25 protein-coding genes are annotated in these 25,797 nt (G+C 35.3%); 7 read left to right on the plus strand and 18 right to left on the minus strand.

The annotated features are described in order from the left end of the window. Positions 1-32 precede the first annotated feature (32 nt). The gene (locus HMPREF3031_RS08095; RefSeq protein WP_172954252.1) at positions 33-1,358 is read right to left on the minus strand and encodes a YjiH family protein; all 1,326 of its coding nucleotides are present in this window, start codon (positions 1,356-1,358) and stop codon (positions 33-35) included. 498 nt (positions 1,359-1,856) lie between these two features. Here HMPREF3031_RS08095 and HMPREF3031_RS08100 point away from each other — a divergent pair, with 498 nt between their 5' ends. Then, a complete protein-coding gene (locus HMPREF3031_RS08100) occupies positions 1,857-2,738 on the plus strand; it encodes a LysR family transcriptional regulator (protein WP_002479669.1) in 882 nt (293 codons plus the stop codon). Positions 2,739-2,788: 50 nt separating this feature from the next. Here the strand turns inward: HMPREF3031_RS08100 and hutG are convergent, their stop codons facing one another. Beyond that, positions 2,789-3,718, minus strand: coding sequence for a formimidoylglutamase (hutG, locus tag HMPREF3031_RS08105; protein ID WP_002479670.1), 930 nt, complete (start codon positions 3,716-3,718; stop codon positions 2,789-2,791). Between the two features lie 352 nt (positions 3,719-4,070). Here hutG and HMPREF3031_RS08110 point away from each other — a divergent pair, with 352 nt between their 5' ends. Beyond that, positions 4,071-5,060 (plus strand): peptidoglycan release complex CPBP-like subunit SdpC, encoded by a 990-nt coding sequence (locus HMPREF3031_RS08110; protein ID WP_002479671.1) that lies wholly within the window; start codon positions 4,071-4,073, stop codon positions 5,058-5,060. A gap of 94 nt (positions 5,061-5,154) precedes the next feature. On the opposite strand, the gene HMPREF3031_RS08115 is transcribed toward HMPREF3031_RS08110, so the two are convergent. The 9 genes from HMPREF3031_RS08115 to HMPREF3031_RS08155 all read right to left on the minus strand — a co-directional run bounded on the left by HMPREF3031_RS08115 (position 5,155) and on the right by HMPREF3031_RS08155 (position 11,899). After that, a complete protein-coding gene (locus HMPREF3031_RS08115) occupies positions 5,155-5,841 on the minus strand; it encodes a ribose 5-phosphate isomerase A (protein ID WP_031262441.1) in 687 nt (228 codons plus the stop codon). A gap of 21 nt (positions 5,842-5,862) precedes the next feature. Further along, positions 5,863-6,879: an aldose epimerase family protein gene (locus HMPREF3031_RS08120; RefSeq protein WP_037556172.1), complete on the minus strand. Its 1,017-nt coding sequence runs from the start codon at positions 6,877-6,879 to the stop codon at positions 5,863-5,865. Between the two features lie 37 nt (positions 6,880-6,916). Next, complete coding sequence (locus HMPREF3031_RS08125) at positions 6,917-7,243, minus strand: YnfA family protein (RefSeq protein WP_002479674.1); 327 nt, start codon at positions 7,241-7,243, stop codon at positions 6,917-6,919. A gap of 129 nt (positions 7,244-7,372) precedes the next feature. Continuing rightward, entirely contained in the window at positions 7,373-8,602 is a 1,230-nt protein-coding gene (locus tag HMPREF3031_RS08130; RefSeq protein WP_070724810.1) for an ABC transporter permease, read from the minus strand. Next, positions 8,595-9,494, minus strand: coding sequence for an ABC transporter ATP-binding protein (locus HMPREF3031_RS08135; protein ID WP_002479676.1), 900 nt, complete (start codon positions 9,492-9,494; stop codon positions 8,595-8,597). Before HMPREF3031_RS08135 ends, HMPREF3031_RS08130 begins: the two co-directional genes overlap by 8 nt. A gap of 120 nt (positions 9,495-9,614) precedes the next feature. Further along, entirely contained in the window at positions 9,615-10,337 is a 723-nt protein-coding gene (locus HMPREF3031_RS08140; protein WP_070724812.1) for a DUF3169 family protein, read from the minus strand. Then, positions 10,330-10,536 carry a helix-turn-helix transcriptional regulator gene (locus HMPREF3031_RS08145; protein WP_002479678.1) on the minus strand — a complete coding sequence of 69 codons (207 nt, stop codon included), beginning with the start codon at positions 10,534-10,536 and terminating at the stop codon, positions 10,330-10,332. The genes HMPREF3031_RS08140 and HMPREF3031_RS08145 overlap by 8 nt, the downstream gene beginning before the upstream one ends. A gap of 143 nt (positions 10,537-10,679) precedes the next feature. Next, the gene (locus HMPREF3031_RS08150) at positions 10,680-11,183 is read right to left on the minus strand and encodes a DUF805 domain-containing protein (protein ID WP_002479679.1); all 504 of its coding nucleotides are present in this window, start codon (positions 11,181-11,183) and stop codon (positions 10,680-10,682) included. A gap of 77 nt (positions 11,184-11,260) precedes the next feature. After that, positions 11,261-11,899, minus strand: coding sequence for a DUF805 domain-containing protein (locus tag HMPREF3031_RS08155; RefSeq protein WP_002479680.1), 639 nt, complete (start codon positions 11,897-11,899; stop codon positions 11,261-11,263). A gap of 253 nt (positions 11,900-12,152) precedes the next feature. On the opposite strand from HMPREF3031_RS08155, the gene HMPREF3031_RS08160 reads away from it, so the two are divergent. Beyond that, positions 12,153-12,767: a DNA-3-methyladenine glycosylase gene (locus HMPREF3031_RS08160; RefSeq protein ID WP_002479681.1), complete on the plus strand. Its 615-nt coding sequence runs from the start codon at positions 12,153-12,155 to the stop codon at positions 12,765-12,767. Positions 12,768-12,841: 74 nt separating this feature from the next. Here HMPREF3031_RS08160 and nrdG read toward each other — a convergent pair whose 3' ends face one another. The 5 genes from nrdG to corA form a co-directional block, all read right to left on the minus strand. Further along, a complete protein-coding gene (gene nrdG / locus HMPREF3031_RS08165) occupies positions 12,842-13,369 on the minus strand; it encodes an anaerobic ribonucleoside-triphosphate reductase activating protein (RefSeq protein ID WP_002479682.1) in 528 nt (175 codons plus the stop codon). A gap of 2 nt (positions 13,370-13,371) precedes the next feature. After that, positions 13,372-15,219: an anaerobic ribonucleoside-triphosphate reductase gene (gene nrdD, locus HMPREF3031_RS08170; RefSeq protein ID WP_002479683.1), complete on the minus strand. Its 1,848-nt coding sequence runs from the start codon at positions 15,217-15,219 to the stop codon at positions 13,372-13,374. 461 nt (positions 15,220-15,680) lie between these two features. Next, positions 15,681-16,160 (minus strand): hypothetical protein, encoded by a 480-nt coding sequence (locus tag HMPREF3031_RS08175; protein ID WP_002479684.1) that lies wholly within the window; start codon positions 16,158-16,160, stop codon positions 15,681-15,683. Positions 16,161-16,552: 392 nt separating this feature from the next. Beyond that, positions 16,553-17,590, minus strand: a complete 1,038-nt coding sequence (gene fni, locus HMPREF3031_RS08180) for a type 2 isopentenyl-diphosphate Delta-isomerase (protein ID WP_002479685.1) — start codon at positions 17,588-17,590, stop codon at positions 16,553-16,555. Between the two features lie 95 nt (positions 17,591-17,685). Beyond that, positions 17,686-18,633, minus strand: coding sequence for a magnesium/cobalt transporter CorA (corA, locus tag HMPREF3031_RS08185; protein ID WP_002479686.1), 948 nt, complete (start codon positions 18,631-18,633; stop codon positions 17,686-17,688). Positions 18,634-18,788: 155 nt separating this feature from the next. Here corA and HMPREF3031_RS08190 point away from each other — a divergent pair, with 155 nt between their 5' ends. From HMPREF3031_RS08190 to HMPREF3031_RS08205, 4 genes are all read left to right on the plus strand, one after another. Further along, the gene (locus HMPREF3031_RS08190; protein WP_002479687.1) at positions 18,789-19,271 is read left to right on the plus strand and encodes a thioesterase family protein; all 483 of its coding nucleotides are present in this window, start codon (positions 18,789-18,791) and stop codon (positions 19,269-19,271) included. Next, complete coding sequence (locus tag HMPREF3031_RS08195) at positions 19,268-19,699, plus strand: hypothetical protein (RefSeq protein ID WP_002479688.1); 432 nt, start codon at positions 19,268-19,270, stop codon at positions 19,697-19,699. The genes HMPREF3031_RS08190 and HMPREF3031_RS08195 overlap by 4 nt, the downstream gene beginning before the upstream one ends. A 54-nt stretch (positions 19,700-19,753) precedes the next feature. Then, the gene (locus HMPREF3031_RS08200; RefSeq protein WP_070724813.1) at positions 19,754-20,392 is read left to right on the plus strand and encodes a hypothetical protein; all 639 of its coding nucleotides are present in this window, start codon (positions 19,754-19,756) and stop codon (positions 20,390-20,392) included. Between the two features lie 165 nt (positions 20,393-20,557). Then, entirely contained in the window at positions 20,558-23,083 is a 2,526-nt protein-coding gene (locus tag HMPREF3031_RS08205) for an MMPL family transporter (protein WP_002479690.1), read from the plus strand. Positions 23,084-23,194: 111 nt separating this feature from the next. Here the strand turns inward: HMPREF3031_RS08205 and HMPREF3031_RS08210 are convergent, their stop codons facing one another. Then, entirely contained in the window at positions 23,195-25,027 is a 1,833-nt protein-coding gene (locus HMPREF3031_RS08210; protein ID WP_002479691.1) for a DHA2 family efflux MFS transporter permease subunit, read from the minus strand. A 12-nt stretch (positions 25,028-25,039) separates the two neighbouring features. Beyond that, on the minus strand, positions 25,040-25,684 hold the full coding sequence (locus HMPREF3031_RS08215; protein WP_002479692.1) for an HlyD family secretion protein: 645 nt from the start codon (positions 25,682-25,684) through the stop codon (positions 25,040-25,042). Positions 25,685-25,797 lie beyond the last annotated feature (113 nt).

Consider the following 25,797-nt stretch of genomic DNA (forward strand, 5'->3'; position numbering starts at 1 on the left):
ATGATATTAAATACACAGTTTTAGATTTCGATTTAGAAAATTAATAACGCAAATGGAATTGCGATTAGTAAAGTTAATGCCACACGGATGAACCAAATCAGAGTTAATTTCCAAATTGGAATTTTGATATCCGTTGCTAAAATACAAGGTACCAGCGCTGAGAAGAAGATAATCGCTGAAATACTTGTAATAGCTGTCACTAACTTAACTGCCATCGTTGACTTCACAACTAATAATGATGGTAAGAACATCTCAATCAGTGAAATCGCTGAAGCTTTCGCTAGCAATGGTTTATCCGCAATCGGGAAAATGTAGATAAACGGATAAAAAATATAACTTAACCAATCAATCACTGGTGTGAAATTCGCTAGCAACAATCCGAAGAATCCGATTGATAAGATAGATGGTAAAATCGCCATCGTCATTTCAAATCCATCTTTAACGTTCACCCAAATATTTTTGAGTAATGGTAAAGAACCATGTGATTGACGTTTTGCTTCATCATAAGCTGCGACAACACGATTGCCGTTAACTTCTACTTCTTTCTGACCTTCTTGTCCTTCGTAATATTCTTCTGATTCATTACGAATCGGCGGTAAATGTGCCGAAATAGCTGTCACTACAAATGTAATGATCAACGTACTCCAGAAGAATAAGTTCCAATGCGGCATTAAATCTAATGTATTTGCGACAATTACCATGAATGTTGCGGATACTGTTGAGAAACCTGTCGCGATAATGACCGCTTCTTTCTTGTTATACATTCCATCTTTATAGACACGGTTTGTAATCAAGAGACCTAATGAATAACTTCCGACGAAAGATGCTACGGCATCTACTGCAGATTTACCTGGCGTCTTAAAGACTGGACGCATAATCGGCTGCATTAATACCCCGATAAATTCAAGCAGCCCGTAACCCACAAGTAATGATAGTGCCACGGCACCGACTGGAATCAAGATACTTAGCGGCAACATCAACTTATCGAATAAGAACGGTCCGTAATTCGGATTAAATAACAATGCCGGACCTATTTTAAAGACATACATAATACCAATGACAGCACCGAGTACTTTAAATAAAGTCACCACAAAGTCTGTCGTTGATTTCATAAAGTCTTTACGAATAATCGGTAATGCTGCACCTACTAAAATCATCAGCAAGGCAACGTAAGGCATTGCTACTCCGAATGCTGCGCGAATCCATAAATGAACATGATCTACAATAATCGTGTTCGTTCCGTTAATTGTCACTGGTACGAAGAAACATAAAATTCCGATAATGCTGAATACGTAAAACCGCCACATGCCGACCCCCGTCTGCTTATCAGCGGGTTTACTCTCAGGCTGGAATTCCATATCGCCAGAAACCAAATCTGCTTCTGTTTTCATACTTGACACACCCCTTTGTTTTACAAGTACGACAAAGCTGTTTCAACTGACTGGCTCTCGATGACTTAAGCTTCGCATCATGTTATGAATTTGTGAATGATAGTAAAAGGTCGATCAACTTACGTAAAAATGATCCCCTTCATTTTATGTACGTCCCCTTGTTTACGGACCGACCTCACATTACCATTCTTACAAGTTACACTGACTATTCCATGTTATAATGAATGAATAGTTATAATTTTTAGATTATTAACTGTGGTAGTTTATTGAATATTCCGAAATTTTAACGTTAAAACTGTTGCGTTAGAATATTTTTGTATAACTTGTAATACAACTTAAGTATACGCGTAGATGATTATAAGCTTCAAATATCAATAAACTAATCATTTATAGCTTCAAACTATAACAAGGGGAAAACGCACGTGTTACAAAGATTTCGGCATGTCTAATCAGGGGGATAATTTCATGAAAATTATACAATTAGAGTACTTTTTAGCAGTTGTTAAATACAATTCTTTTACAAAAGCAGCACAGTTTCTACATATCAGTCAGCCATCTTTAACAACTGCGATAAAGAAAATAGAAGATGATTTGGGGTATCTTCTATTTATCCGTACAACAAAAGCTTTAAAGATTACAGAGAAAGGCATTCAATTCTATAAACATGCGACAGACTTAGTCGAGATGTATCATCGTACGCTAGATCAGATGTATGATTTAAATATCAGTGATGAACCACGCATTAAACTCTCAATATTAGAGTCTACAAGTGCATGGATGGCAATGGTCATCCAACAACATCATTATCAATTTCATAAACAGCGCTATCAAATTGTCGAACAACATAGTCTTGAACATATTATTTCCAGCTTGCTGAATTTTGATATTTCATTCGCAATTTTTAATGAAGCCATTCAACGTGAAGGGATTGTCTCTGTTCCTTTATACCAAGAGCCTTATGTATTGATTACACCGAAGAATACGTTTAATAATCAAAAGAGCATCAGTGCTGAAGCATTACAACAATTGCCTTTAATCTTGCCTAATCGACAATACCAAGTCCGTAAGCACGTTGATGAATATTTTAAACATATGAATATTCATCCGAATATTGTACTTGAGGTCGATCGTTTTGAAACTGCGACAACACTTGTTCATAGAGGTTTAGGACATACAATCATCCCAAGATTCTACTACCAATCTTCTTCAGCAAATCATTTAAATGCGGTCAAATTAGAACCAAATATTGAACGAACGATTTATTTAAACTATCTAGAGAAACGTAAGCTTTCAGAACCTGCCAATCAATTGATTGATGCCTGTATCAATTATTGGAAAATGAACTAAAATAAGACGGATACTTCCACAAATTGAAGTATCCGTCTTATTTATATCTATTAATGAATGAAATTATGCAGTAATAATGCGACAAGTTTTGCGGTGCGATTATCGACGTCATGCAATGGATTAGTTTCCGCAACACTTACAGAAATTAACTTCTCATGTCCGATGACACGTCTTGTTAACTCTAAAATAATATGCGGTGTTAAGCCATTTACTGCCGGTGCACTGACACCTGGCGCAAATGCGCTATCTACCACGTCCATACATATCGTCAGCATAATCACGTCATGCTTATTAATGAAGTGGTCTACTTTATCTTTAATCGTTGGAGAAATCTCATGTAAGATTTCATCTACTGTGACATATTCAATGCCACGTTTTTCCGCGTAATCAAATAAATGTTTTGTGTTGCTCGCAGGTTGAATACCTAAAACAAAGTAATGCGCATTGTCATCTTCTTCTAAAATTTGTCTGAAACTTGTTCCTGAAGTGGATGATTCTGCTTCTCTTGTATCAAAATGCGCATCAATATTAATAACGCCAATAGATGCATCTGGATGCGATTTACGCATGGCTAAATACTGTGCATAAGCAATATCATGTCCGCCTCCGATTAATAATGAATAATTATGATTGTCAAACATTTTTGAAGCTAAGTCTGCATATTCTTCTTGTGTTTCAATCAATGCGTCATGATCATGATAGACATTGCCATAATCATAAACTGAGCAAGGTGTTAACACTGATAAGTTCGCAAATGCTTTACGTATCGCATCTGGTCCCTCTTGTGCACCTACGCGGCCATTGTTCAGTTCTACCCCTTTATCTACAGCGTAGCCTAAAATACCAGTTCCTTGTTTTCGATCAAAATTTGTTTCATTGATGTCTTTTAGTTCAATTGTTTGGAAGTGTCTGAATTGCGATGAATCTGTTTCACTATCCACTCTACCTGTCCATAAATCTTTGTTGGCTTGCTTATACATGTTCCACATCCTCCTTAAGTCATACCTTGTGAATCATTATATACATTTCTTAATAGTCTATTCTACTTTTTGCATACCCTTTTCTGAAAAAATTTAAAACGCTTACACTTAAGACTATTGTATTCAACCTTTACAACGAGATTTCATTTAGAAGTCATTTCAGGGGAAGTGATTTATTTATGTTTTATTGAGATGTATAATACTATTAGGTTATTATGTAAATCCATACGCTTAAAAATACGGTTAAAACTCTCAATACATACTTAAGGATTCACTCTGTTTGTAATGTATTATATGATAGAAGTTAATATAAAAATGTATGGATATCGCCGTAATTATTGGAGGTTTCATAATGGACACGAAACGCATATCAGGTTTCCAATGGGCTATGACGATCTTTGTCTTCTATGTACTTGCATACGCACTCCCATTGGTACTGAAAGATTTTCAAGGCCAAGTTCCATTCAAACGCTTTGTCTTTGATTTGAGTACACTTGCGCCATTTATCGCAGCTATTATCTGCTTAATTGTATTTCGAAATAAACGCGCTCAGCTCGCAAGTTTAAAATTCACAATCAGTTTTAAAGTGATTGAACGCATTATTTTAGCTTTAATCTTACCGCTTGTGATTTGTATTATTTGTATGTTTGCCTTTAATACTTACGCAGACAGTTTTATTATTTTACAATCTAAAAACTTATCTGTGTCTGTCACATCTATTTTAATCGGACATCTTTTAATGGCATTCTTTGTAGAATTCGGTTTCCGTTCATACTTGCAAAATGTCGTAGAAACAAAAACGAATACGTTATTCGCATCTATCCTGATCGGTATCCTATATGCCTTATGGAATGTGAATACGACTTATACATTAGAATTCACATTATATAACTTGTTGTATCACTTCGCATTCTCAATGATTATCGGCGAATTGATCAGAGGTACTAAAGGACGTACAATTTACATTGCTGTGGCATTCCATGCTTTAATGTCATTTGGATTAGTCTTCTTCTTCAGTGAAGAACTAGGAGACGTCTTCTCTATGAAAGTAATCGCATTAAGCACAGCACTTGTAGGCGCTGTTTTCATCTTACTCAGTCTGCTTATCAGAGCAGCTTTCTATTTCTTCACAAAAGATTCTTTAGAGGAAGTTGAACCGAACAATCCTTTAGACTATCCAAAAGATGAAGAAGACGAAGATGTTGCAGTATCAGAAACTGCACAAACAGAAGAAACTACACCAGTCACTGAAGATACAGAGCCTGAACATTCAACAGACGATTCTGAATCTATCAAAGACGATGAACCCGCACAAACTAAAGACACAGACGAACCTAAATAAGTGAATCGCTATATTATAAAAGCGCTGGCAGATATCATTCAGTTATCTGTCAGCGCTTCTTTTTAACCTATTCATTTAAATAAAATAAGTCTCTTTAGACCTTATCAATAATTTCGACACCTTCTTGTTTACCGACAATTACACGGTCAGCAAGATCTAAGAAGTATCCAGTTTCTAATACACCTGTTAAATGAATTAAATATTCATGCATGTCATATGGATCAGTGTTTGGTGGTAATTCAACATCTAAAATATAATTATCATTATCTGTGATAAAGGTAATGTCTTCCACGTTACGACGTGATACTTTTGCTTTAGTATCTTTCTCTATTTTTTTCGCTACTAGCATCCAGTTGAAGCGATCAACTTCTACTGGCAATTTAAAAGTTTGGCCTAAGTAGTCTACTTGTTTCGTTTCATCTGCGATGACCACAAAGCGTTCAGCCATTTCATCAATAACTTTTTCACGAAACAGTGCACCACCACCGCCTTTGATTAAATTTAATTGCGGATCAAATTCATCTGCACCATCAATTGCCACATCAATATGATCGACATCATTGACGTTAACAATCGTAATCCCTAATTCTTTCGCAAGCAATGCGGTTTTATTAGACGTACAAACGCCTGTAATTGTAGCGCCATCATCTAATAATTTCGCGATATGCGGTAATAAGAGTTCAATCGTGCTGCCTGTACCAATACCGACAACCATACCATCTTTAATTTCTGAGACTGCGTCTTTCACAGTTTGTAATTTTAACGCTCTAACATCCATCACTGAATACTCCTTGTCATTATATTACTCAGATTTTTCTATAATTTGATACGTTGTTTTAGAAAAGAATGTGTCACCTTTACGTAAAATAGAAGGTGCTTCTTCTCCTAGTAAATTAATATCATTTGGTAAGCATTGTGCTTCTAAAGTAAAACCTGAGTGTGGTTTATAAATGTTCATATCACTTTCCCAATTGCTGGTTTCATTAAAAGTAAAGATAACCACATGTGGCATATCTGTTTTCATTTTCAATAAGAATTGGCTATTTTCAACAGTCAGTTCATCACCGATTGTAAATGGATGATCTAAGCCATGATAACGTTCAATTTGAGCATGTAATCGTTCATCTTCAGCTTTGCCGATATCTTCAAATCGCATTGATTGTTTACCTAATACCTGAATTAAATCTACATTATCATTAAGCGTTGGTAAATTCTTGTCATTTAATAAATGCATTTTCAATGTTGAACTTGTTAAGATATGGTTGTTTACCTCTTTATTATCTCTGTTCAAGTTGAAATAAACGTGGTTAGTCGGATTAAATAACGTTGTTTCTGTTGCTTCTGCACTATATTCAATCGTCCATCGATTGTCGATATCATACGTATGTATAATCTTTAGTTTAATATCGCCCGGGTAATGATCATCTGCTGATTTAACAGTTGTAGTAAAGATAATTTGAATATAGCCGCCATTGTCATCTTTAATTTCATAATCAAAATAGTGTTTATTAATTCCGTGAAAACCGCCGTGTAAATGATGAGGCGGATCATTTTGTTCAAGTTGGTAAGTTTTACCCTCTAATTCAAAACGTCCGTCTTCAATACGTCCCCCAAAACGACCGACGCTTGCGCCGAAGTAATACGGATTTTCATGGTAATACTCATCCGCTTCAACGACATTTCCTAACACAATATTATTATCTTCATACTTCCAAGACACAATACGCGCCCCAAAATTTGAAAAGATAATTTTCGCTTGGTCGTTATCAACCTTGATTAAATCCAAACCGTTTCTTTGGTGCTCCACTTCTGTAAACATCATTTCAATACACCCTTTCCTTGCCCGATGAAAATCATCAGCCTCTATCAGGCAGCAACATAATCAAGACACCGATAATACATACAATGCCGCCGATGACATCATATTTATCTGGCATCTGTTTATCAAAAACATATCCCCATATAATACTCATGACAATGAACACACCGCCATATGCTGCATATACTCTGCTGAATGTTGGAAATACTTGGAATGTTGCGATGATACCGTATGTAATTAACAGGATACCTCCAAGCATCCCTAACAACGGTGATTGTGCATCTCTCAACCACAACCAAATTAAATAACCGCCGCCGATTTCACACAGCCCTGCTAAAATAAAAATTGCAATTGGATACATCATATACTGACTGCCACCTATTTTTTATAATACTTTCCTCACTTTATATTTTAACAATAAGGCGCATGGTTTACTAGATGAAATCCAGTAAACCATGCGCCATTTAGAAATCTTTTTATAGGATTGTCATTTTTATTTTTTAATTGCACGTTTCAACGCTTTAAAGATATTCTTATCGAACGTTAAAACTGAATCACGATAACTTCTCACTGCTATCCATACGAGTAAAACAAGTACGATTACAGATAAACCCATGCTCACTATGATTTCCCATAGTTCCAAATTCGGTGTCGAAGCTCTAACAAATAATAAGAATGGTGATAACAATGGAATAAAGCTTGCTACTTTAACTAACATCATATCTGGATTGTTCATACTGAATAATGCGATATAAAAAGCAATGAAACTAATAATTGTCATCGGCATCAACGACTGATTTAAATCTTCAATACGTGTCGCAAGTGCGCCTAAAATTGTTCCTAATACAGTATATGAAACCACGCCGATAATGATAGAAAGTACGCCGACAATAATCAATCGTGTTGTCGTAGGTGTCATAGTCATATCAAACTTTTTCATTAAGTCGCCTGCATCTGAAAAATACAGTGCTGCGGCACCAATCACAACTAAAATCAACACTTGTGTAAAAGCGACACAAATCATCGCTAGAATTTTAGCTAAGATATGCTTCACAGGTGAAATACTCGTAATGACCATTTCAATAACGCGTGATGTTTTTTCTGTCGCAACTTCCATCGCTACTTGGTTGGCATAGTTCATAATCACCAGGAACATCAACATGATGCCCGCATATAAAATAATCCAATTTAAAAATTTATTGCTTTGAGAAGTATCTGAGCCACCTTTACCGATTGCTTTTGAAGTGACTTCACTTTTTTGTTGTAAATCAGAAAGTTCTTTTGGACTTAAATTAATTTGTTGCGCTGCTGCTTGGGTTTGAATCGGTGTTAAAATACTTTCTAATTTTTGAACACTCTCATCAGAAGGTGCGTCTTTACTAACAACTTCGCCTTTAATTTTTTGTCCTTGTTGATCAATGATATAAGCTTTATCAATTTTATCTTTCTTTATTTCTTTTAACACTTGTTCTTTAGATAAGATTTTAAATTCTGTACCTTTTTCTTCAATATGTTTGCTTTGTGCTTTGACCATTTGCGCAATTTTCGGTTCATTAGAAGCAATGCCGATTTTATCTGGCCCGTTATCAAACAAATCGATAATCTTATTGAAGTTAGCTGCCGCAATAATAATCACTGCTAAAATGACCGTCATAATGATAAATGCGCGTGATTTCACTTTATTCTTATACGTCAAATTGAACGTAGCTAAAAATTTATTCATGAATATCACCTACCTGTTGAATAAAAATATCTTGAATTGAAGGTTCAAGCACTTGGAATCGTTTCACAAACCCATGTTGAGCTACTACGTCAAAGACACGTTTTGCGGCTGCTTGATTTTCTACAGAAACAGTAATCATACGTTTTGAACGTTCTACACGTGTAACACCTTTAACTTCTTCTAAATTTTCTAAAGCATCTTCAGTTTCAATCACAATTTTCTTCAAATCAAATTGATCTTTAATCGATTGTATGTCGCCTTGTAAAACTAAATCACCATGATTCAAAATACAGATATCATCACACAGTTCTTCTATATGCTCCATACGATGTGAACTGAAAATAATAGTAGTACCTTGTTCGTTCAGATCTTTAACTGCTGATTTTAATAATTCTACATTGACTGGATCTAAACCACTGAAAGGTTCATCTAAAATCAATAATTCAGGTTTATGAATCAAACTAGCTAACAATTGAATTTTTTGTTGGTTACCTTTAGATAATGATTCAATTTTCTTATCTCTGTTCTCTTTAATCTCAAAACGATTTAACCAATAGTCTAACGCTTGATTAAAATCTTTTTTTGACATTCCTTTTAAAGTCGCAAGATAACGCAACTCATCTGCGACTTTCATTTTTGGATGCAAACCACGTTCTTCAGGCAGATAACCTACTTGGTTAAACATATGTTCACCCATCTTTTCACCATTATATGTAACGATTCCTTTTGTTAATGGTGTCAGTCCTAAAATCATACGGAACGTTGTCGTCTTCCCAGCACCATTTCGTCCTAAGAATCCTAACATCTTCCCTTTTTCAAGTGTTAATGAAATATCGTTGACCACTGTCTTATCGCCATATTGCTTTGTCACATCTTCTAAAACTAAAGCCATCGTGCATCACTCCTTATCGTTGGTGTTGGAAAAGCAACTCTGTTAATCATATACCATAAGTATATGATAATAATATTATTAAACCTCTAACTTTACAAACTGTTCACAAAGAATTTACACTTATTTGCTTTTATAATACTTGTAAATTTTTATGTAATAAAAACTAACATTAAAGACAAACAAGATAAATAGCAGTGTTAAAGCTAATGATTGTGTATGACCTGTAATTGCTGAATAGAATGCCAATACGAGAATCAAAATAGTTAATGCAAGTAAGTTATATTGAAATAACTTAAATATCGCTGAAAATGTAACATATCTCTCGCCTTCATCCATCGCTTTCATCATTTTATCTACATATTGTTCATCATTAGGATTTGGTAATCTTGAATCTAATTTAGGCAAATAGATTTGATACATCACACTAAAAATTGATGAAATTAAAAAAGGGATGACTGAAACCTCCCAATGATTATTGGCAAATTTAAACACAGTGACTAAAATAATATTCACTAAAGCAACAAATGTACTGAGATGGCTCAATACTGAAGCGTTGAAAAACTTACGATTGAACAAAGTATCATAATGATCTCCTAACACTTCATCTTCTTCTGAAAGATGCTTGTAATTTTTAGCTTGGGATAGCTGCAATTTCATTACAATACCAATACCTATAATTAAAAGTATAGTAAACAGTGTGGTAATAATGGTTGCTTGAAAATCGAACAGTTGTAACGATGAATGGTTACCTAGAAAACTGAAGTATAATCCTACACATCCGCCTGCTAGTCCACCTAATGCGATTTTCCCTGCATATTTCCAATTCTTTTTCGTGCTACTCATAGTCGTCCTCCTCGAAAATGAAAATATCTTCAATGCGTTCTCCGAATATCCGCGCAATTTTTGCGGCAGTCAGTACGGAAGGCATAAATTCATTTCGTTCAATTAATGAGACGGTTTGTCGTGAAATCCCTGCTTTTTTCGCAAGTTGTGTTTGATTATAGCCATCTCGTGCCCGCAATTCTTTTAATCGTGTTTTCATGCGCCTTACCTCCGTTAATACACATGCTATATGATAATAGTCAATTTGACAAGTATATTAGTCAAATTGACATATATAATAAACAAAAAGACGATACCTTCTATATAAAAGTATCGTCCGTGTTGTTATTTTGTTATTCGATTTTAGGCGTGTCTGTAACGTTGTCCAACAGGCTCTGGACCATAAGCATTGTGCCCTTCTTGTGACTTTTGTACACCTACGACAATCACCCAAATTACAAATACTAGCTGTGCAATAGAGATAATGGCATCTACAATTGTAGCAAACATGCCATCTCCTAAATCCACAAATAAAAGAATACGTTCTATTACTAATAGCGCAGAAAAGATAATTGGGACCACCATTGTATTGCCTGTATCATGGAAACGTCTTGTAAGCAAAGCGACCCCTGGAATGAAGCTTGCGATTTCAAAAAGTGTTGTTAAACCAAAAGAAGTATTATCAAAACTTTGATTCAAACCTAATAAAGCATCCAGACTATTCAATACAATGTTAATAATCATTGTCCATAGTACCATAAACCAGAACTCTGAACGTCGTGATCTTCCGTTGAAATCAATGTAACGTTTCCAGAATAAAACAAAAGCTTCTACGAATCCGACACTCTTTTTGTGTTGTTCATGCATCGTATATCTCCTCCATTTTTTAGATTCTATATGAACTACTTTCTAATAGATGCTTATCTCAATAAACGCTAGCAAAATTAAAAATCTGAACCTGAATCATGACTGGTCGTACTGCCTTTTGTCGATTGAACTGATTTAGCATGAGATGTATTAGAGGCTGGCGTATTACCTTGTTCAAAACGATGCACATAAGGACTGCAACCATACTTATTATCTTTATCTTGACTCGGTAGACAAAGCACTACAAGAACATAAATCCACAAACCTAAATAAACCAAGCTGATGATTAAAAATATAATTAACGCTGGTGTTAGTTCAGTTGATTCATCCATATTAAGTACAAAATTAAACACATTCATCACAATGCTCAATACGAACATAACAATCGGCGTCACCATAGTTCTGCCTGTATCATGAAAACGTCTGATCATAACAGCCCAAGTTGGAATAAATGTAGCTAAGGCAAACAATACATAAACCAACATGCAGATGAGGAATAAAATCATACCCATAACTGCTACTCCACTGGAATCAACTGCAGCCCCACCGACTAAAAATATGGTTCCTAAAATCATCACAAAAGTTAATGGCGCATATAAAATCAACATCCATAACGCCGCAAACCAATATTCTGAGCGTGTCGATCTGCCTGTAAAATTAACATAATTTTTCCAGAAAAGTTTAAACGCTTCTAAAAACCCAACACGTCTTATCATACTCATCCTCCTCTCTCTAACTTTTTGTTTTACGATACTTCTATGTATTACAACTTACTCTTTTATGTCTTTTAAAAGGTAATAGTTATTTAAAACTATTCTTTTTTATTTTAACAGTCTTATTGTAAAATTAGCATAGTTTTTCTGAACTTTACAATATCTACAAACTTCTTCTTCAAACGAAATATTGTTATTCCTTATCATCTTTGCGTAAAATAGAAAGTACTGTATTAAATAGATGAGGAGGAAAGTCATGGATTTTATTCATCGCACAACCGAGGAAATCGCACGTGATCTATTAGGAGTTAAAGTCCAATTCGACGATGGTGAACAAACGTATGCAGGTTATATCGTTGAAACAGAAGCCTATTTAGGCGATGTTGATCAAGCTGCTCATACGTACAATGGACGAAATACACCTCGTGTACAATCCATGTATAAAGATGGCGGTACAATCTATGCACATGTCATGCATACACATCTATTAATCAACTTTGTGACACAACCAGCAGGTACTGCCCAAGGGGTACTAATCCGTGCACTAGAACCCGAAACGATTACTGAACAAATGAAAGAAAATCGTAACGGCAAAGATGGTATAGACTTAACAAATGGTCCAGGTAAATGGACACGTGCCTTTAATATGACAATGGCCTTAGATGGTTTTAAATTAAATGAAGGCCCTCTAAAAATCGATACAAAACAACGTCGTTATCCAGTTGACATTGTTGAAAGTCCACGTATCGGCATTCCTAATAAAGGTGAATGGACACATAAACCATTACGCTTTACTGTAGAGGGTAACCCTTACGTTTCACGTATGCGGAAATCTGAGATGAAACCCGCACAAGAAACTTGGAAATCTTAAATGGATACTAAATTTAATAGTTATTGATAAACGAAAAAAGTGGTCCTCCTTATGTTCAGGAGAGACCACTTTTTTTATATTTCTATAATGGTATTTGTTTGTAGAGATAAAGGTACATTGATGACACGTTGATTCAGCGAACCTTTGAATGCTAAGCCTGGTTGATAAAGTTGTTGGACAAAAGGTCCATCTACTAAGACATCAATTTGTTTTAAAAGTTCTTTACGTGCTTTTGTATTATGTTTTAAATTCTCAAACATAAAACCAGACCAAACCCAAATCGTTTTAGTATGACCAAAACGTGCTCTGAATGCTTCAATCAAGGGTTGGATAATGTCTATATTACAAAATGGTTCGCCGCCTAACAGGCTTAACCCAGCAATATAATCTGGTGCACAAGCATCAAGGATTTGAGTCAACGTTTCATCTGTAAAAGGTGTGCCATATTTAAATTTTTGTGCTGCGACATTATAACAGCCGGCACATGCAAAAGGACAACCTGATACATACACACTGCATCTGACCCCTTCTCCATCCACAAACGATTCTTCTTCAATCTTTGCGAGATAACCTTGTCCAGTTTCAACTTGTGCATATAACATCGTTATTCGTTTCCTTTCATATGTTTCACACGTGCAGCAATTTCTTTATGACGCCCTTCAATCGTTGGTCTTTGAACAGGATTACCAAGATAACCGCAAGTTCTTTTAACCACATCTACTGTATCAGGATCATGATTACCGCAATGTGGACATTCATAGCCATGTGCTGTTGTTTTAAAGTCCCCTTCAAAACCACATTCATAGCATTTGTCTATCGGCGCATTCGTACCTAAATAACTGACTTTATCATATGAATAGTCCCATACCGCTTCTAGCGCCTTTGTATTATGTGTTAATTTAGGATACTCACAATAATGAATATAACCGCCGCTCGCTAAGAAAGGATAATCTTTTTCAAAATCCAATTTTTCAAACGGTGACACTGCTTTACGTACATCGTAATGGAAAGAGTTTTGGTAATAGCCTTTATCTGTGATATTTGGGATTAATCCAAAACGTTCTGTATCCAAACGACAGAATCGATCTGTTAATGATTCACTTGGTGTACTGTATAAGCTGAAGAAAATATCGTAATCATCTGTCCATTGATATTGGAAATCTTTCATGCGTCTTAAAATGTCTAATGTGAATGTTTTCGCTTCTGGATTTGTTTCCCAGTTAGGTCCATAAAAAACAGTTGCTGCTTCATAAAGACCAATATAGCCCATTGAGATAGTTGCGCGTTTATGTTTGAATAATTCCATCACATTATCATCTTCTTTTAAGCGATTATGGAATGCACCGCTTTTATAAAGGATTGGTGCGTTATTTGGAATCACAGATTGAATACGTTCAATGCGATAAACTAATGCATCATGAATCAATGTCATACGTTCATCAAGTAATCTCCAGAATGCAGCTGGATCGCCTTCTGTTTCAATCGCAATACGCGGTAAGTTCAAAGTAACAACACCTAAATTACAACGACCGCTGTTTTCATTTTCACCTTTTTCGTTTTGCCATGCTGGTAAGAATGAACGACAACCCATCGGCGCTTTGAAGTCACCTAAAATTTCAACAGTTTTATCATAGTTCAAAATATCTGGATACATACGTTTAGTAGAACATTCTAAAGCTAACTGTTTTACATCATAGTTGATATCTTCAGGCGCAAAATTGACACCTTTTTTAATGGAGTAAACCAATTTAGGGAAAATGGCAGTCACATGATGATGCCCTAAACCTTGAATACGAGTTTTCAAGATTGCCTTTTGAATCATTCGGCTGTATGTATCTGTGCCTAAGCCGAAACCTAGTGTCACGAAAGGTGTTTGTCCATTAGACGTATAAAGTGTATTAATTTCATATTCTAAACTTTGCATCGCATCTTTAATATCTTTTTCAGTTTGCGTACGGACATAATCATCCAATTGTTCAGGATATACAAACTTTTCTCCGATTTCGCGATGTTTTCTGGCGTTACATTCTGCATATTGACTTAATACTTCATCAATACGATCAACTGTACAACCACCATATTGACTGCTTGATACGTTCGCAATAATTTGAACGATTTGAGCTGTCGCAGTTTGAATGGACTTTGGTGATTCTACTTGTGCATTACCAATTTCAAACCCTTTTTCCAACATCCCTTTAATATCAATCAAGCAACAGTTTGTTAGAGGTTGGAATGGGTGATAATCTAAATCATGAAAATGAATATCTCCATTTAAATGTGCTGCTGCCACATGTTTTGGTAATAAGTGTTCTAAGGCATATGATTTTGAAACGACACCTGCAGTTAAGTCACGCATTGTCGTAAATGTTTCACTGTCTTTATTCGCGTTTTCATTAACTACTGTCGGATCTTTATTAATTAAGCGACTTAAGCTCTCTTCTAGTTTCAACATAGAATTCCCCTTTTCTACTATATCTTGTGTTCTAAATACTAAATTACCACAATATATAGAATTTAGAAGAGGATGACCATACTTTTAACAGATATGTCAAAATGTTGTGGCTTTATTTTGAATAGAGTATTTAGGACGACTCTATTTCCAACATTTTCTAACTACGCAAAAATGCCCTCATCTATATGTCATAGACAAGGACATCTCATCAATTCACAAAAACTATTACAATCTGTAAATAGTCTACCCTAAGTTTCTAAATCATTTTGCTTATTTAATCTGTCACATTGCTTATGTTGGAGTCACACACAAACAACTGTCAAGACTCATCCTTTATTACTTTGGATGTAATCATTCATGTATATATGTTAACATTCTTTGAAAAAAGTTAGTGTCCATATTTTAAAATTTAGAGTTGAAGCACTGTATGATAGTTTATTTAACAGTCCGACCACTCAAAATCACGTAGAAGTTTTTAAGATAAAGCATTCATTAAAAATACGTTCAATTTTGAAATTTTGTAAATTATGATGAGTCAGTTGACAGCTTAAATAAGCAGTATATATATAATTCTCGCCACTAATCAAATAGTTGGTTATGTCGTATATATATTTTGTCGATGAACGACTCAACTCTATACGCAAATCCTGATTGATGTCTATTATCATAGCGGTATTTGTCTCGGGTGTTATGACAACCAAATGATACTTCACATTATTTTCAGCACGATCAACTTTAAAAGTATGACTGGCTGTAATAATATTCGTGTTGATATTGTTTTCGAGAGAAACATTCCAATTATTTAACTCAACTTCTATACTGATGTGTAGCCCTGAGATGTGATGTTGGTTCTTATCATAATAGTATAAAAACGGTTCAACAACTGGTGATGTCGGTTCTATCAGCACGGTTTCTTTGAATTGTGAATAACTAGGTCTCACTCCCTGACCCCCTTCGACAGAGAATTAATATACTCCTATTATAAATTCAGCTCAGTTTCTAAAGATAGATATAAATCAATACACATTTATGTCAAAATGTTTCTTATAGGTACTAAATAATACTCATCTGTAATTTTGTTATTTACCAATCATTTTATTTTGTACAATCCATCAATTTTTATGAATCTAATTGCTTTGTGCAAATTAATGTTCTATAATAAGTGTAAGCGTTGCCAGAGCCTATGGACTCAAAGGTCCAGCTCTTCGTGATTGCCTATACCAAAACCAATTTGTTACTAAAAAAGCGGTTCAACCCTCTACCAGTTGAACCGCTCTCCTTATATTTCCACTTATTTTTGTATATTTTCATACAATGATTCTTGTGCTATTTTCTATTTTAATCCACGTTGTTCTATCCAATTTTTTAGATATTGATCAAAAATAACTGACGTTTGTTGTAAATCTTGAATATTGGATGCATCCAACATCGTCGCAATTCGTTTCATTTGTTCAAGAAACGCTTCTACATATTCTACAGTTTGTGTAATCCCATTATTTTCAACTTGTTCTAAGAAAGGTCGAGACATACCTACTGCATCCGCACCTAGCGCAATACATTTCACAGCATCCAGCGGGTTACGTACACCGCCGCTCGCAAATACAATCATTTTATTTTGTAGTGATTGGCTTTCTAATAAAGATTCGACTGTTGATTGTCCCCAATTTTGAAGGTAAGACATATCTTTTAAATCACGGCGTTCATTTTCGATATTAACAAAGTTCGTACCGCCGCGGCCGCTGACATCTACATAACGTACACCGATTTCATATAGAGCTTCTATCGTTTCTTTGCTCATACCGAAACCGACCTCTTTCACAATCACAGGTACATCAACTGTTTGAACAATCAAGCTCAAGTTTTCCATCCAATTTGAAAATGTACGATTACCTTCTGGCATTACAAGTTCTTGTGGTGCATTGACATGTACTTGCAGTGCATTTGCATCCAACATCTCTACAGATTTCTTAGCTAAGTCTGCAGGCACATCTGCACCGACATTACTAAACAAAATACCTTCTGGATTCTTTTCTCTTACAATATTGAATGAATCTACAGTTTTTGGATTACGTAATGCAGCATGTGTTGAACCTACCGCAATTGCAAGCCCTGTCTCTCTCGCAACTACCGCAAGCTTTTCGTTGATTTGTTTTGTCCATTCACTGCCGCCTGTCATGGCATTAATGTATAGGGGTGAACTTAAGTCAAAGTCTGGTAATTTGACTGATAAATCTACTTGTTCTACATCCACGCTTGGAATAGAATGATGTACAAATCTGACACGATCAAAATCAGTTAGTTTCGGATCAGTTTGTGCCATCGCAATTTTTACGTGATCATCTTTTCGTTGTTCCCTTTTAGAGTCGCTCATTGTCTTTCCTACTTTCTTTTCTTTCATGTATTAGTGATAGTGTATCAATCAACTGACATTCGTTCCAGTTTTTAATGCTCCCATTTCAAATCATGCTAAAGCATATTTTTACGTTTGAAGAACCAAAGGCACCATAACGTAATTAGTACCATCAATCCTAGGCATATAAAGTAACCATAATGCCATTTCAATTCTGGCATATATTCAAAGTTCATTCCGTATATCCCCGCAAGCAATGTTAATGGCATGAAAATCATTGAAACAATAGTTAATATCTGCATGACATGGTTCATTCTATATGTAGTATATGATTCAAAATTGTCTCTGATTTCTTTCGTGATATCCTGCGCTGTTCTCAACATATTTTCTTCTTTGACGATATGATCTTTAATATGTTGAATATACATTCTATGCCTTTCATCTCTCACTAAAGCACTCGAATATTGCAACGTATCAATCAACTCTTTCATTGGCATGATGATTCGGTTCATCTTGATAATATCAGAACGTAAATCAAACAAATCATCCATCATATACTTGTTGGTGCGTTCTCCTCCATGTTCATCTTCAAACATAAACACTTTATCAGATATCTTTTCCACGTGATTGAAATATTCATCCACAATATGGTCAAGGATATATAGAACGATATCATCACAATCTAAATCTTTATCGAAATGAGCAGTGACTTGCTTGTGAACTGCTTCAATTTCATCAATCGGCTGATGATGATATGTGATTAAGATATTGTTTTTAATGAAAATATTCAAGACTTCAACTTGATAGTTTTGTTCTGAAAGTCGATGAAATACGATATTTTGATAATCTCCATAATTCTTATACTTCGCCCTTGGATTAGCATGTATAGTATCATCAACTTCTAATGGGTTAAAATCAAAGTTATCTAATAAAAATTTATTTTCTTGTTCAGTCGGTTCATTCAAATCAAACCAAATCACCGTCGCATCTGACGGAATATCACGCTTGTCTTCTACTGTTTTGAAGCCATGTGAATGAGTTTGATAATATATGGACATACTCATGCGTTTCCCTCCCCTATGTCATAAAATTAGTTTATCATTTTTAGTATTAATTATGTTTGAAGTTATCCCTATTGATTTGTATATTATGGAGGGTTATAAAGTATAAAACAATACATGATAAATAAAAAAATAATAATCGGTAAAGGAGTTTTTTAATGAGCAACCTATTTACATTAACAGGTACAGTAGAAAAATCTATGATTGATCATAATCAGCATATGCATGATTCACAATATAACGAAGCGTTCAGCCAAGCAACGAATGAATTCAACTATAATAACGGTCTTTCATTAGACGAACGTAAGCAGTTAAACTACACGATTTTCACAATTGAAGAACACACAACATTCTTATCCCAGCTTAAGTTGGATGATAATTATCAAATTGATATTCATCTTTATAACTATGACTATAAGCGTCTGCATTTCTTTTTAATCATGCGCAACGAACAAGGCAACATTGTCGCAACGAATGAACAAATGATGATGGGTATCGATCGTGATAGTGAAAAATCAGCTCCTTTCCCAGAAACATTTATGCGCAATGTTGAACTTTACTACAACACACAACCTAAGGTTGATTGGCCAAAACAACTGGGGCATCGTATTGAAATACCTCAAAAAGGAGATTCTAAATGAGTTTATCCCTTCAAGAAGAACTTCAAGTAACTTTGTTGGATTTAACGGACGATGTCAAAGTCGAACTTAGCGAGCTCAATCAACGCAAAGACAATGTAACTAAGGGGCCTGACTATAAATTATTTGAACGTGGTATTATGCATGCGATTATACAAGGTAAACGTCAAATGATAGATACGCTACAAAATCAATTACAAAGAACAGAAACCAATCAAGACATCACGACTTTAATTCAAAATACAAAACAAGATTTAACAACACAATTATCACAACTTCATAGTGAAATCCCATCAAACAACACGATCAATCAAGCTTATTATGAAGAAGGGCTGACTGTAGCACAACTCTACGAAACACAAGGAAAGTACTATGTGATTCAAGTCATCAGTGATAAAATATATACAATACAGTCAGAAGATAAGTTATAAGAATATATAAATCATTCTGTTCTTCTTTCTTCAAAGGGAGGTATTTGGTCCATTATGGCTCAAAATAATTTACGACGGGCTGATAAAGCTCCTTTAGATCGAGTACCGCTTCAACGCGGCCAGTATTTCGCACCAAAAAAGAAGCGTTCTTACGTCAGTTTAATTATTCAAATCATCGTATTGATTCTGACAATTATCTCGATTTACAGTATGCTGAAAGAACCTATTTTCAATATTTTACTCGTGAATGAACCCATTCGTTTTTCACAAATCTTGAATTTCCAAGAGACACTGCAAAACATCTCGAGTCAAAATGTTGATTTAACACAAATCAGCCAACTGCAAGATAATATCAGCAAATTGAAACTGGCCTTTTACGCCTTTTTCTTCGCAGGTATTCTCAGTTTGATTTTGACGGTTTTAACATTGATTTTTAATCGTACTGCGATAAAAATTGTCAATATGGTCTTAATCGCCATTATGTTTGCGATTCCTTTCGGCCTGGCTTATATCGTTGAAGAAACAGCGAAACGCATATCTGAAACATTACAACAATACTTTATTAACCTCTCACCTGATAAAATCTTAGTCACAGGTGAAGCAATAAGTAATGCGACCGTATTACTCGCGTGTTGTTTCGGTTTACTCTTTATCAGCTTATTCTTCAGAAACCGTCGTATTCGAATTAAATAGTTAATGACTACGCAACAGCTCACACCGAGTTGTTGCTTTTTTATATTCAATTTTCTCAAACATTTAACTTTACAATAAACTCAATTCTCTTTATCATAGATATAGTTAACACCTCTCAACTAAAAAGTATGAGGAAATTTTATAAAAAAGGAGTCAATATAGAAAATGAAAACAATATTGAAATTCAGATGGCTAATTTCAATTATTGTTGTGATAATGGTGGCTTGCACTTTAATTTTCGCACCTAATTTAACAAAATTAGCTGAAGATAAAGGTGATATAAAGCCTCCTGATAATATGACCTCACAACAATATACAAATAAATTAAAAACAGTCGGTGCTGATTCCGAAAGTATCAGCGCTGTCGTCAAGTTAGATCGACCTCTAGATAAAACAAGTCGTCAACAGCTTAAAGACTATGTTAAAGACATCAAGAACGTGAAACATGTTGAAAATGTCATTAATCCTGTCGAAAGTAAGGACATTGAAGACAAATTAGTGGCAGATAATAAAAAAACTGTGCTCATTCCTATAGAAACGACAGATGATAAAACTAAGACTTTAAATGCTGCGGATGATATCAATCATATTCATCAAGACTTTAAGTCTTCTTATTTAACTGGTAATGAAATCATCAATGATGACATCAATAAGAGTGTGAACGAAGGCCTGCAGAAGACTGAAATTATTACAGTCATTTTAATTCTTGGTATTTTATTCTTAGTCTTCCGTTCTGTAGTTACACCTTTTGTACCATTACTTTTAGTTGGTATTTCTTATTTATTCTCACAAGGTATTTTGGCACTGCTTGTTAAATATATCGATTTTCCAATTTCCATCTATATTCAACCGTTCTTAATCGCGTTGCTGTTTGGTATTGGAACGGATTACTGTATTTTATTACTTAACCGCTATAAAGAAGAGTTGAGTAAAAACCAATCCAATTATCAAGCTGTATTTAACACTTTCAAAAATGGCGGACGCACGATTTTAATCTGTGCCATTACAGTATTAGTCGGCTTTGCAGCATTATTCTTTGTAGAGTTTAGTCTCTTCCGTTCAGCGATGGGTATCGCAATCGGTGTGCTATGTCTGATGATTATCTTATTCACCTTGCTGCCTACACTATTAATGGTAACGGGTGAAAAAATATTCTGGCCAAGCAGAAATGCTGGTACACACAAAGATAGTAAATTATGGGGCACGTTGGGTCAATTTACAACGAAACGTTCTTTCTTTGGCCTTGTCATTGTGTTAGTAATTTTGGTACCAATTATTATTTTCGCACCTAATAAAATTTCATTCGACAATACTAATGAAATCAGTGATCAATATGATTCCATCAAAGCCATCAATATCATTAAAGATGACTTCACTATGGGACAAGCATTCCCAGTAAATATTGCAATCGCAGATGATCATAAACTGACAACTTCTAAAGGTGTGAATGATGCTGAAGTCTTGGCACAATCAATTGAAAAAATAAAAGGTGTCGATAGTGTCAGCACGATTACACGCCCTACCGGAGAACCGATTAAATCTCTTTCAGCATCGCATCAACTAGATGTCATTCAAGGCAAGTTAAATGAAACGAATCAAGGACTCGATCAAGTTAACAATGGTTTAGGTGAGATGCAGTCACAAGTTGAACCTCTAACAGAACAACAACGTGTACAACAAATGCTGCAACAAAGTTCTCAACTTCCACCACAACAAGCTGTTCAACAAGTTACTGGACAGTCTGGTCAATTAGCACAAGGGTTAGAACAATCACAAAATGGTATTTCACAAGTTCAAGACGGACAAACTCAGATTCAACAACGCTTAAAAGAAATGGCCGATGACAAAAACATCGACAAGTCTGGTATGCACATCACAGATGATATGTTGAAAAATACAGATTTAAAAGATTCGGTTAAACAGTATAGCGAAGGCAATGGTAAGGTACTCTTAATGACTGTTGAATTAAAAGGAGATCCTTTCTCTAAATCAGCTATGCAGACTGTAGATACGATACACGAAACTGTCGATCATCAAGTCAAAGGCACATCATTCGAAAACAGTGATATTGAGTTTGGTGGCACATCATCACAAAACAATGACTTAGAAAAAACAGTCAATAGTGATATGAGTAAAGCCATCGCATTGATTACAGTATTCTTATTTATTGTACTGTTAATCTTTGAACGCTCAATTATTATGCCGATTTATATGATCGCATCTATTTTAATCACATATTATGCATCTATCGGTATTTCAAACTTAATCTTTACAAACTTATTTGATATGGGTGGCCTCTCATTAGTTGTTCCATTCTTCAGCTTTGTTGTACTCATGGCTTTAGGTATCGACTACGCAATCTTCTTAGTCAACCGCTTCACCGAAGAAGTCGAACAAGGTCATTCAGTCACTGACGCCATCATCACTTCAATGCGTAAGATGGGTACAGTTATCATGACCGCATGTGTCATTTTAGTCGGTACTGTCGCAGCACTTTATACTTCTGGTGCCTTAACACTTATGGAAATTGCGACTGTGATTATTATCGGACTTATCATTTATAACGTACTCTTATTACCGCTCTTCATTCCTTCGGTTGCACAATCATTCAATCAAGGAAACTGGTGGCCATTTAAAGCACCTACGAAGAATTCTCAAACTAACACGTCAAATACAGACCCTACAAATTAAAAAATGAATCATAATTGAAGAAACGCCCCTGCGTAAAGGACGCAGAGGCGTTTTTATTAGAAAAAGCGACAGATACAGCACCTGTCGCTTTTTTAATATCTTCAATATTTTTTAATGATCATGTTCTTGCGCAAATGCATCTGCTTTTTTCTTACTTTGAATAAAGAAACTAAGGAATAATGCGATAGCGCTAAATAATGTCGCAATCCAGAAAGCATCATTGACACCTTCAACTGTCGCAAGTTTATTTAAGAAGGTCATAATCACTTTCATTGCGCCTTCTTGACCGCCATATTGCATGGCCATTTCTTTCATTTGATCTTGAATCGCCGGATTCGTTTTATCTAAATCTTGTGCGAACGTATTCATGTGTTCAGTTGTTTGTGTCGTCATCACTGTAACGAGAATAGCTGTACCGATAGAACCCGCTAATTGACGCAATGTGTTCACTAAGGCATTACCATGTGAAATTAAACGTGCTGGCAATGCATTCATACCTGCTGTCATAATCGGCATCATAATAAATGCCATACCAAATGAACGTAAAATATAAATCCCCATAATATGCGAATACGGTGTATCCATTGTTAAATGCGTTAACTCCCATGTTCCGTATGTCATAACCGAGATACCAAATATCGCAAGTGGTTTAATACCTATCATGTCATACAATTTACCAGCAATTGGACCTAATAGTCCCATAACTAAAGCACCTGGTAATAGTAATAAACCTGAATCAATCGCGGTAAAACCACGTAAATCTTGTAAATAAATCGGTAATAATAACATACCGCCATATAAACTCATCATGACAATAACGTTAATAAGTGTTGTTAATGCATAAGTCGGAAACTTCAAGACTTCAAAGTTCAACATCGGCATCTTCATACGTAACTCTCTTAAGATGAATAAGATAATAAAGATAACTCCGATAGTAAATGAAACGATAATTTCATTTGAACCCCAACCTGCATTACCTGCTTCACTAAAGCCATACAGTAATGCGCCGAAACCTAATGTACTGAAAATAATACCTGGGACATCTGCTTTAGGTTGAGACGTATGTTGATAAATTTTGAAACCGAAATAACCGACAACAATCGCCACAATACCGATAAAGAACATACCGTAAAACATAAGATTCCAGTGATAGTTTTGAACGATATAACCTGATAATGTCGGGCCGATGGCTGGCGCTAAAATCATCGCAACGCCCATCACACCCATAGCCATACCACGTTTAGCCGGTGGGAAAATCGTCATAATCACATTAGAACCTAGCGGCATTAATATCCCTGCACCCGCTGCTTGAAGCACACGGCCAGTCATCATAACCGGGAAGTTCATCGCAATCCCGCACACTAATGAGCCGAGTGTGAAAATAACGAGTGAGAACAAGTATAATTTACGGTAAGAAAAACGGTCGAATAAAAAGGCACTGACCGGAATTAAAATACCGTTTACCAACATAAAACCAGTCATCAACCATTGACCTGTTGATGCGGTAATATTGAAATCACTGTTGATTTTAGGCAATGCCACATTTAATAATGTTTGGTTTAAAATTGCTATAAACATCCCAAACAACATCGCCGCAAGGACTTTATTACGTGTTGCACCTTTACCAAAACGATACATGACCGAATCGCCTTGTGCAGGTTGTTCTGTCTCTTCTGTTTCTGAGTTTTGTGTTATTTCTTGTTCATATGTGGACTCAGTTTCTGTTTCATCTGAGTGAGTCTGTTTTAAGTCTGTCTCCTCTGTTGATTCATCTGATGTTTCTAAATCGCTCGCTTTAAATCTTGAAGGATCAGTATTTTGTTTGATGTGAGAGGGGTTAGGTTGACGTACTGATTGAGAAGTTTTACGTTTTCTTAAGAAAACATTTATCAGCAATACAATCAGTAATGCAACGACAATATATATAATTAAAGCAAGTGTCATAGATTGACCTCCTTACTTATGAATACTTACTTCAGCATTCATACCTGGAACCACTGATTTTGCCGGTGCATTTTCAAGTGAAATCTTCACAGGTACGACTTGTGATACTTTAGTATAGTTGCCGTCGCTATTAGATGAAGGCATTAAAGAGAAACTTGAAGCTGTCGCTTTACCGACTTGTTCTACTTTACCTTTCATTTTAGAATCTTGACCGTCAATTTTAACATCTACTTTTCTACCCTTTTCAACATCGCCAATGTCTGTCTCATCTACATTTGCGGTAATATATAATTCATCTAAATTATAAGCATATGCCATTGGAGAACCTGCTTGAACCATGCCACCTTCTTGCGCATCTGTTTTCACAATAGTTCCGGCTTGAGGCATTTTAATATCCATTTTTTGTGGAGAACCGTCTTCTCCTTTACCTGCTACTTCTGCGATTTGTTCATCTTTTTTATAGTATTTGTTTTCTTTGCCATCAAATGATTCTACTTTACCTGAAACAGGGCTCGCAATTTTAATTTGTTGACCATCTACTTTCGCGTTATCTGTTTTTATATAACTTGTTGCTTGGTTATAATAGTAAAATCCGCCGATGCCGATTAACACAAGCACTACGATTGTCACAATATTAATAATGATTAACTTCTTCATACATACTTTCCTCCTATTTGCTTTTCAAAGTCACTTTTAATAGTATAAAGACATGTAACTTAAAAAAACACCAACACTTTTAAAAAATGTGTCGGGCGATTCTAAAGTGTAAC

This window comes from Staphylococcus sp. HMSC072B07, from assembly GCF_001815505.1.
Lineage (GTDB): Bacteria > Bacillota > Bacilli > Staphylococcales > Staphylococcaceae > Staphylococcus > Staphylococcus simulans.

What these genes read in the sequence shown, in the direction of transcription:
- HMPREF3031_RS08095 (WP_172954252.1), bottom strand. Translation starts at nt 1,358, where the DNA reads ATGGAATTCCAGCCTGAGAGTAAACCCGCTGATAAGCAGACGGGGGTC.
- HMPREF3031_RS08100 (WP_002479669.1), top strand. Translation starts at nt 1,857, where the DNA reads ATGAAAATTATACAATTAGAGTACTTTTTAGCAGTTGTTAAATACAAT.
- hutG (WP_002479670.1), bottom strand. Translation starts at nt 3,718, where the DNA reads ATGTATAAGCAAGCCAACAAAGATTTATGGACAGGTAGAGTGGATAGT.
- HMPREF3031_RS08110 (WP_002479671.1), top strand. Translation starts at nt 4,071, where the DNA reads ATGGACACGAAACGCATATCAGGTTTCCAATGGGCTATGACGATCTTT.
- HMPREF3031_RS08120 (WP_037556172.1), bottom strand. Translation starts at nt 6,879, where the DNA reads ATGTTTACAGAAGTGGAGCACCAAAGAAACGGTTTGGATTTAATCAAG.
- HMPREF3031_RS08125 (WP_002479674.1), bottom strand. Translation starts at nt 7,243, where the DNA reads ATGATGTATCCAATTGCAATTTTTATTTTAGCAGGGCTGTGTGAAATC.
- HMPREF3031_RS08130 (WP_070724810.1), bottom strand. Translation starts at nt 8,602, where the DNA reads ATGAATAAATTTTTAGCTACGTTCAATTTGACGTATAAGAATAAAGTG.
- HMPREF3031_RS08135 (WP_002479676.1), bottom strand. Translation starts at nt 9,494, where the DNA reads ATGGCTTTAGTTTTAGAAGATGTGACAAAGCAATATGGCGATAAGACA.
- HMPREF3031_RS08140 (WP_070724812.1), bottom strand. Translation starts at nt 10,337, where the DNA reads ATGAGTAGCACGAAAAAGAATTGGAAATATGCAGGGAAAATCGCATTA.
- HMPREF3031_RS08145 (WP_002479678.1), bottom strand. Translation starts at nt 10,536, where the DNA reads ATGAAAACACGATTAAAAGAATTGCGGGCACGAGATGGCTATAATCAA.
- HMPREF3031_RS08150 (WP_002479679.1), bottom strand. Translation starts at nt 11,183, where the DNA reads ATGCATGAACAACACAAAAAGAGTGTCGGATTCGTAGAAGCTTTTGTT.
- HMPREF3031_RS08155 (WP_002479680.1), bottom strand. Translation starts at nt 11,899, where the DNA reads ATGATAAGACGTGTTGGGTTTTTAGAAGCGTTTAAACTTTTCTGGAAA.
- HMPREF3031_RS08160 (WP_002479681.1), top strand. Translation starts at nt 12,153, where the DNA reads ATGGATTTTATTCATCGCACAACCGAGGAAATCGCACGTGATCTATTA.
- nrdG (WP_002479682.1), bottom strand. Translation starts at nt 13,369, where the DNA reads ATGTTATATGCACAAGTTGAAACTGGACAAGGTTATCTCGCAAAGATT.
- nrdD (WP_002479683.1), bottom strand. Translation starts at nt 15,219, where the DNA reads ATGTTGAAACTAGAAGAGAGCTTAAGTCGCTTAATTAATAAAGATCCG.
- fni (WP_002479685.1), bottom strand. Translation starts at nt 17,590, where the DNA reads ATGAGCGACTCTAAAAGGGAACAACGAAAAGATGATCACGTAAAAATT.
- corA (WP_002479686.1), bottom strand. Translation starts at nt 18,633, where the DNA reads ATGAGTATGTCCATATATTATCAAACTCATTCACATGGCTTCAAAACA.
- HMPREF3031_RS08190 (WP_002479687.1), top strand. Translation starts at nt 18,789, where the DNA reads ATGAGCAACCTATTTACATTAACAGGTACAGTAGAAAAATCTATGATT.
- HMPREF3031_RS08195 (WP_002479688.1), top strand. Translation starts at nt 19,268, where the DNA reads ATGAGTTTATCCCTTCAAGAAGAACTTCAAGTAACTTTGTTGGATTTA.
- HMPREF3031_RS08200 (WP_070724813.1), top strand. Translation starts at nt 19,754, where the DNA reads ATGGCTCAAAATAATTTACGACGGGCTGATAAAGCTCCTTTAGATCGA.
- HMPREF3031_RS08205 (WP_002479690.1), top strand. Translation starts at nt 20,558, where the DNA reads ATGAAAACAATATTGAAATTCAGATGGCTAATTTCAATTATTGTTGTG.
- HMPREF3031_RS08210 (WP_002479691.1), bottom strand. Translation starts at nt 25,027, where the DNA reads ATGACACTTGCTTTAATTATATATATTGTCGTTGCATTACTGATTGTA.
- HMPREF3031_RS08215 (WP_002479692.1), bottom strand. Translation starts at nt 25,684, where the DNA reads ATGAAGAAGTTAATCATTATTAATATTGTGACAATCGTAGTGCTTGTG.